Source organism: Lysobacter capsici (genome assembly GCF_014779555.2).
Taxonomy (GTDB): domain Bacteria; phylum Pseudomonadota; class Gammaproteobacteria; order Xanthomonadales; family Xanthomonadaceae; genus Lysobacter; species Lysobacter capsici.
This window is the reverse complement of the sequence record NZ_CP094357.1, coordinates 3,371,272-3,383,508: the sequence shown is the minus strand read 5'-3', so window position 1 is coordinate 3,383,508 and position 12,237 is coordinate 3,371,272. Positions and strand designations below refer to the sequence as shown.

The following is a 12,237-nucleotide window of genomic DNA, read 5'->3' as shown; positions in this document are numbered from 1 at the left end:
TCGGTCTGACTGCTGGATGTTTCAAGTTCGCGTGATGCCTCCCAGGCCCGTCATTCCCGCGAACGCGGGAATCCAGCGACTTTCGTGCGAGGGCGTCAAAGGCACTGGATATTCGGCTCCGCCGAAGTAACGCGGAGCCCGCGTTCGCGGGAATGACGAACTGAGAGCACTGCATCAGGAAGTAAAAATAGACGACGAACAGCCTTGCTCGCCGTTTTTTTGCGTGCCCAGTGCGAAAAACCAAGGTCGATGCCGCTTCAACTCGTCGCGCGGAACATCGCATCGTAGTGATGCTGGTTGCGCCGGGATCATCGGATTGGCGACGTCGGCGTAGTGGCGCGGTCGCGGCTTGCGCCGCTCCTACAGTCGCTGCGTTGCAGTAACGTGGCGGTGGGTGATTCTTGTAGGAGCGGCGCGAGCCGCGACCGCGCTACCGCAGTCACGATGTCAGCCTGGAGCTATGCGACATACCGCGCTCATGAGTACAACGCGGTCTTGCCAGATCTGCCCGTTGGCCACGACAACCGGCCCGACGAGGCGCGCTGCGAACGACGCTTCGTCTTCACGCCTCGTGCATGCCACCCAAGCCCTTCGGTCTCACCCAGCGCTACCGCGTGCGTCTATGCTATTGAGGTACGAGCAACGCAGTCAGCTCCGCACACGAGGACCCCATGAAGTACTCAGCGCATTTCGCCTTGATGCTCGCCACGTCGCTGGTGGTAGGCTGTAGCCGAGCTCCGGATAAGGCACCGGACGCGGCCGCGGCGCCTTCTTCGGCCGCTACGGCCCCGTCTCCCGCCGCTCCGGCAGCCGCAGATCAGCAAGGAAAGCAGCAGATGAGTCCGCTGGAAGGTGTACTGGATCTACTTCTCGCGAAAGACGGTGCGGCCTGGTCGACGTTCGATCACGCCGCCGGCGTGCAGTGGCGCGATCCCGCGCCGCAGGACAATCCCGATTCCAATTCGCCCGACAACGCGCGCTACCGCAGCGGCAATCTGCTGCTCGCGGGCTTCGGCGTGGTCGAGGTGCCCGACGGAAAGGTCGGCGCCGAGGCCGGCACCAAGCAGGCCAACGAAGGCGAGGTCGGGGTGACCTTGAACGGCAGCGCCGACCAGGTCCGTTCCGTGACCTTGGTCAAGTTCTACGCCAACGAGGACTACCAGCAGGTGCTGCAGCGCCAGTTCGGGCCGGGCGCCACGGTCGAGCCGATCGCGGGCCAATGCGAGCTCGATTACGGCACCACGGCCGAAAACACCCAGGCCAACCAGTTCTTCAAGCTGAGTTTGACAAACACAAAAATCGTGTATGCTGAAGGCTATGTGGACGACGGCGGCAATCAAGGCCCCGGCACCACGACCTTCGAATTCACCACCAGTCGCCCGACGCAGAAGATCGCCTCGATGCGGTGCAAGGAGTCATAAGACCCTAAGCGGTGCGGTACGCGGTCTCCCAAGACCCACACAACCCAATAACTTCGTCAATCCAAGAGGACAGCGTCATGGCTGATCGACGAGAGAAGGCAGTGGCCACTGCCAACGAGTACGACCAGGGCAATATCGCCGGCTTGGATGCCGCGATGACCCGACGATTGGTTGCTTCCACGGTTATGACCGAAAGCAACGGCGGTGATCTGGCCATCACCAACAAGCAAGGCTATGTAGGACGCTACCAGGCGGGAGCCGGTTGGCTGTCCGATGCCGGCTATGTCGACAAGCACAAGCTCGACGCTGCGATGAAACACGACGGCTTCGACCCCGAGAAAGTGCGCGGGGCGGAGTGGAAGTGGGCGAGCAGCGGCGGCATGTCGCGTTTTCTCCAGGATTCCCATAACTGGAAAGACGGCCTGAGCCTGGACAAGTACAAGGCCTCCGGCGATCTGCAGGACAAGGCCTTCAAGATCAACAGCGACAAGTCCTATCGCCAGGCGATCAAGGACGGCGTGCTGCATGAGGACGACAAGGCCGAAACCGTGGCCGGTTTCCTCAAGGCCCGCCACATCGCCGGCTACGGCGGCGCCAAGGCGGCCGTCACCGGCGGCCGCGCGATCCGCGACGCCAACGGCACCAGCAATTACGACTATCTGCACGACATCACGCGCAACCGCGATGGTCTGAACCAGTACATGACGCGCGATCCGAAAAGCCTCAACCAGGCCCCGGACGACGCCAAACCCACGCCGGCCCGCACCAATGCGGCCGCCGACGGCGTGATCAAGCATGGCGAACGCGGACAGGACGTGCGCGCGCTGCAGGAAGGCCTCAACAAGCTCGGCTACCGCGATGCGCACGGACGTGCGTTGAGCGCGGACGCCGATTTTGGCGATCGCACCAAGGAAGCGGTGCAGGCGTTCCAGAAGGCCCATGGCTTGAAGGAAGACGGCATTGCCGGCCCGAAGACGCTCGATGCGTTGAAGCAGGCCGAGCGCACGCCGCTGCTGTCGAGTCCGGCGCACCCGGATCACGGCATGTTCAAGGGCGCGGTCGAAGGGCTGGAAAAACTCGGCCCGCAGGCGTTCAAGAATCGCGAAGACCTCGAGCGCGCCGCGGGCACGTTGACGTACGAGGCCAAGGTGAGCGGTCTGAACAGGATCGATCACGTGGTCCCGACCGCCAACGGCACCGGCTTGTTCGCGGTCCAGGGCGCCTTGAACGATCCCGGCCATCTTCGCGTCCACGCCAATACGGCGCAGGCGGCGAGTCAGCCGATCGAACAATCGACCTTCCAGGCCAAGCAGGACGCGCCGCAACCGGCTCAGGCCTCGCAAGAGCCCAAGCCCGGCAAGGTCCTCGGCACGTAGCGCGGAACGCTCCGCTGCCTGCGCGCAGCCGATCGTGCCGCGTCGACGTTCGCGTCGTCGCGTGGCCTGTCAGCCGTTCGAATCCGTCGTTCCGACCTTCGCCTGAATCCATCGGGTTTCATCGCCGCCGCTTACGCGTCGTCGGATGCCCGCACCGCTCGCCCACGTCGTGCCTGGCTTTGAGTTGTTCCGACCACGATGCGCCCGGCATATGCCGAGCTGGTCGAAGCCTCGCCAACCCATGCGTGCGGTGTTCAAAAAACCGCATAAAACAGGATGTTCTTCATGTCTGAAATCGCCAAACTGCTTTCCGCCGCGACGCCGCCGACACCGGGCGAAGTGATCAACGCCATCCACGACATCGCCGGCGACGGCTCGGACTCGTACGAGATCGAGAACGGCAGCGTGGCCACGTTCTGGTTCGGCCATGCCTTCGAACTCGACGGCGCCGGCTACTACACCGGTTTCGTCGCCGAAACCCCGGAAAAATACAACGACGCGGAAAAGGACGCCGATCCGACCCCGGACACGCAGGTAACCCTGAGCCAGGCGACGTTCTCGTTGGCGCAGCCCGGCGCGGCGCGTTCGTGGGGCTTCGAGATGGCCGAATTCTCGATCGGCAAGTTCGGCGCGTTCGAGCGCGGCAACGCGATCGACGACAAGCGCAAGCCGCAGACCTACAACACCCCGGACGGCAAGTTCGTGCTCGCGGTGCCGACCTGGTCGCTGAGCGGCGGCGTGCGCGTGGACGCGTACGACCTGTTCGCGTTCGATCCGGCCGACCTGACCGATCCCAACACGACCCACTGGACCTATCTGGGCAGCGTCGCCGCCGGCGAAGACAACGGCGCCAGCTGCGACGAAGACGACGACCAGCAGCCGTGCGCGCGCAGCTTCGGCGCGCTGAGTTTCGAACCGCATGGCGACGACCTGCCGTTGATCCATGTCGCGATGAGCGGCACCCGGATCGTCGCGGCCGGCAAGGTGCGCACGCTCGGCCCGGCCGATGCGCTCGAGTACCGCTACGTGGCGACCGAAAACCAGTATCAGCCCAGCGCGCAGTAACCACATTCACACCGGCGGGCCGATCCGATCACGGCGGCCCACAAAGACATAGCGGCACTCATAAGGAGATTGAGACATGGCACGCGACTATTCCCGCACTGAAGTCCTGGGCATCATCGAACGCGAAGCGGCCGAGCGGCACATCCCGCGCGACGACTTCATGCGTTTCGCCTACATCGAAACCGGCGGCAGCTTCAACGAACAGGCTTCGCGCGGCGCGGCCGGCGCCAAGGGCCTGTTCCAGTTCGTGCCGTCGACCGCCGAGGCCTACGGCATCCGCGGCCGCGAGCTCGATGCGGTCGCCAACACCGACGCCGCCGCGCGCCTGTACCTGGACAACCGCAACACCCTGGTCAACCGCCACGAGCGCGACGGCCGTCCGTACCTGTCGGGCAAGCCCGAACCCGATGGCCTGGACATGTACATGGCGCATCAGCAGGGCGGCGCGGGCTATCGCTCGATCCAGTCGGCGATCGCGACCGGTCATTTCTCGCGCGACGACACCCGTTCGAACATCCTCAACAACGTCAGCTCGCGCGATTTCGAGCGCGTGACCGGGCACAAGTACTCCGAGTTCTCGCGCATGTCCGATCGCGACATGGCGACCACGTTCACCCAGTACTGGGACACCAAGTTCGACCGCGTGGCGATTCCGGAAAAGGGCATCGCGCCGATCACCGATAACCGTCAGCCGACCCAGACCGCGCCGACCCAGACCCAGACCCAGACCGCGCCGTCGCAGACGCAGACCGCCCCGGCTCAGACGCAGACTCAGGCCCAGACCGGCGCCGGCATCTCGCTGACCGCCGCGCACGACCTCAGCGTCAAGTACGACAACGTCAAGTACGCGATGAGCGGCAAGTACCCGGGCGTCGACGGCAAGCATCCCGACCAGGGCTATGTGGATTGCTCGGGCTGGGTCGCGACGATGCAGAACGCGACCATGAACGAGATCAACAAGAAGGCCGGCCGCGAAGTCTTCGGCAAGGAAGACAAGTTCAATCTCGGCAACGACGGCGCGGCGATGATCGTCGACAAGGCGCAGCAGCGTTCGGGCGTGATGATCGAGGGCAAGGCGGTGACCCGCGACGTGCTCAAGGAAGGCATGATCATCGGCGAGGACAACGGTCCGAAGAGCTGGGACAAGGGCCGTTTCAAGGGCATCGACCACATCACCATGGTGGTGCGCGATCCCAAGACCAACGAACTGATGATCAGCCAGTCGCGCGGCGGCGAAGGCGTGGAGCTGTCGTCGCTGGACACCTACCTCAGCCGCAAGCAGGCCAACGGCGTCAAGCTGTACGCCACCGATCCGCTGGCCGAATCGCGCTCGCTGCTCAAGGACAACCAGCAGGCCCAGAGCCAGGATCCGGCCGCCAAGACCGAAGCCAAGAAGGACCCGGCGCCGGCCCGCACCGCCGCGGCGGCGAACGCCGACGGCGTGCTCGAGCGCAACGAGAAGGGCACCGCGGTGCGCGAGTTGCAGGAGTCGTTGAACAAGCTCGGCTACCGCGACGCGCAGGGCAATGCGCTCAAGTCCGACGGCGATTTCGGCAAGCACACCGAGGAGTCGGTGCGTTCGTTCCAGAAGGCGCACGGCCTGACCGTCGACGGCGAAGCCGGCCCGAAGACCCTGGAAGCGCTCAAGAACGCGCAGAAGTCGCCGCTGCTGTCGGATGCCAGGCACCCCGATCACGGCATGTACGAAGACGCGTTGAAGGGTCTGGAAAAGCTCGGCGCCAACAGCGGCCTGAAGAACGCCGAAGAGCGTCAGCGCGCCGCGGCGGGCATCACCTACGAAGCGCGCCTGGGCGGTCTGGACAAGATCAACCACGTCGTGCCGAACGCCAGCGGCACCGGCTATTTCGCGGTGCAGGGCGAACTGGGCGATCCGGCCAGCAAGCGCGCGCTGGTCGACAAGGCCACCGCGGTGAGCCAGCCGGTGGAGCGTTCGACCCATCAGCTGGCGCAGGACGTGCCGGCGCAGAAGCCGCAGGCCGCGCCGGCGCAGGACGCCGAACAGCGTCAGCCGGCCAAGCCGGTGCTGGTCTGATCGCGGCATGAGTCAAGTCCCGCGCGTCGAGACCGGCGCGCGGGCACGGGTTGGGGATGGCGCGTCCGCCGGGCAATCCGGCGGGCGCGTCATCCCGGACATCGGGATGGTTCCGCAACCTGCGTCGCAAAGGTTTTATGTTGTTTGGTTATTAATGATCGATGGCCTGGATTCGCTGCCGTTATGAATTGTTCCGATGAATAAGCACCACCGCATGTCCCTGATGGCCGTGTGCATGGCATCGCTGGCGCTGGTCGCCTGCGATTCGTCCTCGCACGGCGACGTCGCGCCGGTGGCGCCGACTGCGGCGGGCGCGACTACGGCGGGCCCGGCCGCGCCGGCTGCGAGCGCGAGCGGAGCGGCCACCGAAACGGTCATTCCTGCGGGTTTTTCCTCGTATGCCAGCGAATCGATCGGCGACGGCAGGCAGTGCGTGGTCGGCGCGGCGGTCGACGAGGACGGCATGAACCAAAAGCCGGTGGTCTACATCGAACAGACCTCGGGCAAGCCGGTGTGGACGCGCACGCTGGAATTGCCGAAGGACACGTACCAAAGCCGCGCGACCCATTGCCTGCACCAGGACGACGCCTTGTACGTGCTGCTGCAGTCGGACACCCAGCCGCAGCAGTCGCTGTCGCAGACCTTGTTGCGGGTGGTCGAGCTCGACGCCGGCAACGGCGCGGTGCGCGGCGGTGGCGATGTGGCGGTGCCGGGCGCGCAGGGCGCGTACTCGGCGGTCGTCGCCGAAGGCGCGCAGCACCTGCGCTGGGACGATGGTCAGCTGATCGTGGCGGGGCAGTACTTCCTGCTCGACGCGCCGGACCAGCGCATCGATTTCCAGGCAACGTTCAAGGCCGACCTGGGCCGGTAAGGCGAACCACTCATGATCCGACGGAAGCTCAAATGATGAAGCGCAATCAGTTGCTGTTGTTGTCCGCGTTGCTTGGCTCACTGGCATTGGCCGGTTGCGATGTCGCGTCCAAAAGTTCGCAAGCGGCGCCGGCCACACAGGCTGCGGCCCCCTCGGCGACGACACCGGCTGCGGCACCGGCGAAAGCCGCGATCGCCTGCCCGTCGCAGGACTTCGATGCCTTCCTCAAGGCCTTCACCGACGACGTCGAAGTGCAGAAGGCGCACACCCAGCGGCCGCTGCAGAGCGACAGCGTCGATCCCAACGCCGATCCCGAGCCCAAGCAGGTGACCGCGATGCTCGACGGCGATGCGCTGCAATTCCCGGTCATGCCGAGCAGCCAGACCCAGAAGAACGATGGCCTGGTCCTGAGCCAGACCGAGTTGAACGGCGACAAGCAAGTGATGCTGGTCAAGCCCGATACCGACTACCAGCTGTCATTCTTCTTCCGCAAGGGCGAGTGCTGGACGCTGTACCGCAAGCGCGACGATTCGCTCTGAGCTGAGAGGACATCGATATGTCGTACCAGGACATCATGAACGTGATTCTGCCGCCGCAGCAGGGGCGTTCGTCGCACATCACCGGCCACTACGGCGAGCATCGCGCAAGCGGTCCGCACGGCGGTTCGGATTTCAATTACGTCGGCGGCCAGGCTGGGGTCAATCTCGAGCATCCCTCGATCCATTCGCCGGTCGCGGGCACGGTCGAATTCGTCGGTGGCCGTTACGGCACGATTTCGATCCGCGACGCCGAAGGCAACCGTCATCAATTGCTGCACACGCAGAGCCAGTCGGTGGTCGAAGGCCAGCGCATCGAGGCCGGCGCGGTGATCGGCACGATGGGCGGGCGCGGCCCGAACGGCGAGGCGCAGTACGCCCAGCACGTGCATTACCAGATGAAGGATCCGCAAGGCCGTAACCTCAATCCGGAAGAGTTCTGGAACCAGCGCCAGACCACCGGCGCGCGCAGCGCGAACCAGGCAGGCGCGGAACAGCACAAGCCCAACGACGGCGTCATGCACGCCGGCGAGCGCGGCCAGGACGTGCGCGCCTTGCAGGAAGGTTTGAATCGCCTGGGCTATCGCGACGGCGAAGGCAAGGCATTGAGCGCCGACGGCGATTTCGGCGAGCGCACGCGTCAGGCGGTGCAGGCGTTCCAGCGCGAACACGGGCTCAAGGACGACGGCGTGGCCGGTCCGAAGACCCTGGACGCGATGAAGCACGCGACCCCGCGCCAGGACGATCAGGGCAAGCTGCTGTCGAGCCCCAGCCATCCCGACCACGCTATGTACAAGCAGGCGGTCGACGGCCTGGAGAAGCTCGGGCCGCGGGCCGGGTTCCGCGATCACGCGCAGCTCGAGCGCGCCGCCGGCACCTTGACCTACGAAGCGCGCATGAGCGGCATGAACCGCATCGATCACGTCGTGCCGAGCGTCAACGGCAGCGGCCTGTTCGCGGTCCAGGGCGGGCTCAACGATCCGGCGCACCAGCGCGTGTTCGCCGACAAGGATCAGGCGATGAGCCAGTCGATCGAGCAGTCCTCGCAGAAATTGCAGCAGGACGCGCCGAAGCTGGCGCAGGCGCAGCAACAGCAGCAGGAACAACAGCAGGCGCAGCAGCAGGCGTCGCCGAAGATGAGTTTGATTTGACGGCTTCGGTCTGAGTTTGGAACCGGCGCGATCGCAGGATCGGGTCGGACGGCAGGGAGAGCGGCGCACGGATGCGTCGCGGCGACAGATTCTGGAGGCCTCGGCGCGATCCGCTTCACCGTGACGCCCGATGTGGATGTACGCAGCAAGTTCGGTTTGGAACCGGCCCGATCGCAGGATCGGACCGGACGGCAAGGAAAGCGGCGCACGGATGCGTCGCGGCACCCATTCAACAGGCAGCGACGCGGCATGCGCCGTTGCTTGATCGACAGCAGGATCGAACGGCGCGGCGACGGATGCCGCGGCCTACGAACCTGATCGGCGTTGCAGGAACCGGCTTGATCGCGAGATCGGACCGGACGGCAAGGAAAGCGGCGCACGGATGCGTCGCGGCACCCATTCAACAGGCGGCGACGCGGCATGCGTCGTTGCTTGATCGACAGCGGGATCGAACGGCGCGGCGACGGAGGCCGCGGCTGGCGAGCCTGATCGGTGTTGCAGGAACCGGCTCGATCGCGAGATCGGACCGGACGGCAAGGAAAGCGGCGCACGGATGCGTCGCGGCACTAATTCAAGGGGCGGTGGCGCGTGGGGCGCCGCCGCTTCGACAGCTGGTCCGAGCCGGCGCCCGCAACCATCGGTGGAGGCGGTCGTCCGGTTCGGCTTGAGGGCTTCGCAGGCCATGGACGGCTTTGCAGTCGCTGTGGAGTCCTGGACAGGGATGTCGCTGCTCCTCCCGCAAGGGCGGGGTGGGCACGGCAGGCTCGATCGCTAGGGAGATCGAGCCTGCCGCTGCCGCTTTGTCGTCGCTTCGGCGGCGCCGGGCGCGCGTCGCGCCGACGTGGGGCGGCACGCGCGGTGGGACCAGCGGTAATGCGCCGACGGGCAATCGGATATATACAGGTCGACGGGATCGGCAGGCGTGGCGGACACGCGGCCGGCGTCGCCCACGAAACCAGCGGAGGGTCGCAGCGATGAACGCCAATCCACCCGATCAACATCTGGGCATCGGCACCGGGGCCAGCAGCCAGACCCTGGACGACATGCGCCGCGGCGAGCAGCGCAACCTGCTCAGCAGCCCGAGCCATCCGCAGCACGATCTGTTTTCGACCACGCGCGTGTGCCTGGACAAGCAGGAGATGGCGCGTCAGTACAGCAGCGGCGAACGCGACAATCTCGCCGCCGCGCTGGCGCTGGAAGCCGCGCGAGGCCATCACGGCGTCGACCATGTCGTATTCAGCAAGGACGGCGCGCGCGCGTTCGCGGTCGAGGGCGACCCCGATTCGCCGAGCCGGCGCATGAGTTACGTCGACGCCCATCAGGCGGCGAGCCAGTCGATGCAGCGCAGCAGCGAACAGTTCGCCCAGCTCAATCGCGAGCAGGACCTGCTCGAGCGCCAGCGCGAACACGAACAGCGCCAGGGCGGGACCCAGGCGCAACAGCAGGGCGAGCGCAACGAACGCGAGCAATCCGCGCCGGCGCGCAGCCTGTTCAAGGACAAGGACTGACACCCGCCGCGCGCACCCGCACCCGGGCGCGCGGCCCAGGAGGCTGCAATGAACGAGTACCAGCACCACGTACTGACCAAGGGCCGCTACCAGATCGTGGCCCTGACCGACGAGGCGTCCTTTGATCCCAACGACATCTACGCCTACGCGGTGATGTCGTCGTCGGGGGTCAAAATGCGCCAGGAATTGACCCTCAGCGACGCCCAGATCTGGCTCGACGACTGGATTGTCAGAGAAATGGTCTCCAGCGGCGGCGCCGGCCCGGATATGATGGCGCCATCGCGCCCGGCGGAGTCTTCCGGGCTCCGGGCAGGCCGGAAGCGACGCTGACCGACAGCGGGTTCGGGGACACAAGCAGGAAACAAACGTGAAAGGGAAAGCGATTTTCGCCCTGGTGGCGCTGGTATTGGTGGCTGTCGCGGGGACGTATCTGTCGGGATACCTGACGTTGATGTTGATGAAGATCGACACCGCGGCGTTGAAGTGGAACACCTACCTCGATTACCTCAAGGTGCTCGACGTTCCCCAGTACAAGCCCTATGCCGGCAAGATCAAGGCCGGCGGCTTCATCGGCTACGGCCTGCTGGTGGCGGCTTACCTGGGCCTGCTGTACCTGATGTTCAAGCCGGCCAAGAAGTCGATCCACGGCGATGCGCGCTTCGCCAACGGCGGCGACCTGAGCAAGAAGGACATGTTCAAGTCGACCCCGACCAGCATCGTGGTCGGCAAGTACAACGGCCAGCTGGTCCAGCTCAGCGGCCAGCAGTTCGTGATCCTCGCCGCGCCGACCCGCTCGGGCAAGGGCGTCGGCATCGTGATCCCGAACCTGCTCAACTACCAGGGCTCGATGGTGGTGCTGGACATCAAGCAGGAAAACTTCGACCTGACCAGCGGCTGGCGTTCGCAGCAGGGCCAGGAGATCTTCCTGTTCAACCCCTTCGCCGAAGACCGCCGCACCCATCGCTGGAACCCGCTGACCTACGTCTCGGCCGATCCGGCGTTCCGCGTGTCCGACCTGATGAGCATCGCCGCGATGCTGTATCCGGACGGCTCGGACGATCAGAAGTTCTGGGTCAGCCAGGCCCGCAACGCCTTCATGGCGTTCACCTTGTACCTGTTCGAAGCCTACGACGACGCCAACAAGGTCGGCTTCCCGTTCGGCACCATCCCGACCCTGGGCGCGGTCTACCGTTTGTCCTCGGGCGACGGCAAGAGCGAACTCAAGCCCTTCCTCAAGGGCCTGTCGGAGCGTCCGTTCCTCAGCTCCAACGCGCGCTCGGCGTTCGCCAACATGCTCTCGCAGGCCGATGAAACCTTCGCCTCGATCCTGGGCACGTTCAAGGAACCGCTCAACCCCTGGATCAACCCGGTGCTGGACGCGGCCACCGCGACCGACGATTTCCTGCTGACCGACCTGCGCAAGAAGAAGATGACGATCTACGTCGGCATCCAGCCCAACAAGCTGGCCGAAAGCCGATTGATCATCAACCTGTTCTTCAGCCAGATCATCAACCTCAACACCCGCGAGCTGCCGCAGAACAATCCCGAGCTCAAGTTCCAGTGCCTGCTGCTGATGGACGAATTCACCTCCATCGGCAAGGTCGACATCATCGCCTCGGCGGTGTCGTACATGGCCGGCTACAACATCCGTCTGCTGCCGATCATCCAGAGCATGTCGCAGCTCGACGCGACCTACGGCAAGGACATCTCGCGCACCATCATCACCAACCACGCGCTGCAGATCATCTACGCGCCGCGCGAACAGCAGGACGCCAACGATTACTCCGACATGCTCGGCTACACCACCGTGCGCAAGGAGAACATCACCCGCGGCAAGGACATCTCGCGCAGCGAGTCCGAGGAGCGCCGCGCGCTGATGCTGCCGCAGGAGCTCAAGGCGATGGGCTTCGACACCGAGGTGTTCCTGTACGAAGGCATCCCGCACCCGGTCAAGTGCGACAAGATCAAGTACTACCAGGACAAGATGTTCACCCAGCGGCTGTTGCCGAAGGTGACGGTGCCGATGCTGGACCTGAAGGTCTGATCGGCGCGAACGTCTGACTCCGCACGCCGCCGCGATGGCTCATCGCGGCGGCGTTCTGGTTTATGGCGATGGCAAAACCGAACCCAGGTCCGAGCCGATGGCGGCGTCATGACGATGGGTTCTGAGCACAGGATCTCGACGCGCGCTTTTTGCACCGGTGACCTGATCCATCGCCTCGGCCGCGCGGCATAATGCGGACTGCACGTACGTCA

10 protein-coding genes are annotated in these 12,237 nt (G+C 65.2%); all 10 read left to right on the top strand.

Features of this window, described 5'->3' with window-relative positions; genetic code table 11:
- The first annotated feature begins 671 nt into the window (after positions 1 to 671).
- Positions 672 to 1,421: a hypothetical protein gene (locus IEQ11_RS13585; RefSeq protein WP_191822962.1), complete on the top strand. Its 750-nt coding sequence runs from the start codon at positions 672 to 674 to the stop codon at positions 1,419 to 1,421.
- 77 nt (positions 1,422 to 1,498) lie between these two features.
- Entirely contained in the window at positions 1,499 to 2,797 is a 1,299-nt protein-coding gene (locus IEQ11_RS13580) for a peptidoglycan-binding domain-containing protein (RefSeq protein WP_082124350.1), read from the top strand.
- 285 nt (positions 2,798 to 3,082) lie between these two features.
- A complete protein-coding gene (locus IEQ11_RS13575; RefSeq protein ID WP_036113218.1) occupies positions 3,083 to 3,862 on the top strand; it encodes a porin family protein in 780 nt (259 codons plus the stop codon).
- 76 nt (positions 3,863 to 3,938) lie between these two features.
- A complete protein-coding gene (locus tag IEQ11_RS13570; protein ID WP_191822963.1) occupies positions 3,939 to 5,915 on the top strand; it encodes an XVIPCD domain-containing protein in 1,977 nt (658 codons plus the stop codon).
- 196 nt (positions 5,916 to 6,111) lie between these two features.
- Entirely contained in the window at positions 6,112 to 6,786 is a 675-nt protein-coding gene (locus tag IEQ11_RS13565; protein ID WP_191822964.1) for a hypothetical protein, read from the top strand.
- Positions 6,787 to 6,818: 32 nt separating this feature from the next.
- Complete coding sequence (locus IEQ11_RS13560) at positions 6,819 to 7,325, top strand: hypothetical protein (protein ID WP_191822965.1); 507 nt, start codon at positions 6,819 to 6,821, stop codon at positions 7,323 to 7,325.
- A 35-nt stretch (positions 7,326 to 7,360) separates the two neighbouring features.
- Positions 7,361 to 8,473, top strand: coding sequence for an XVIPCD domain-containing protein (locus tag IEQ11_RS13555; protein ID WP_247024549.1), 1,113 nt, complete (start codon positions 7,361 to 7,363; stop codon positions 8,471 to 8,473).
- A 974-nt stretch (positions 8,474 to 9,447) separates the two neighbouring features.
- Positions 9,448 to 9,981, top strand: coding sequence for an XVIPCD domain-containing protein (locus IEQ11_RS13550; protein WP_036112945.1), 534 nt, complete (start codon positions 9,448 to 9,450; stop codon positions 9,979 to 9,981).
- A gap of 48 nt (positions 9,982 to 10,029) precedes the next feature.
- On the top strand, positions 10,030 to 10,311 hold the full coding sequence (locus tag IEQ11_RS13545) for a hypothetical protein (RefSeq protein WP_046656767.1): 282 nt from the start codon (positions 10,030 to 10,032) through the stop codon (positions 10,309 to 10,311).
- Positions 10,312 to 10,348: 37 nt separating this feature from the next.
- The gene (locus tag IEQ11_RS13540; protein ID WP_046656766.1) at positions 10,349 to 12,025 is read left to right on the top strand and encodes a type IV secretory system conjugative DNA transfer family protein; all 1,677 of its coding nucleotides are present in this window, start codon (positions 10,349 to 10,351) and stop codon (positions 12,023 to 12,025) included.
- Positions 12,026 to 12,237: the final 212 nt, after the last annotated feature.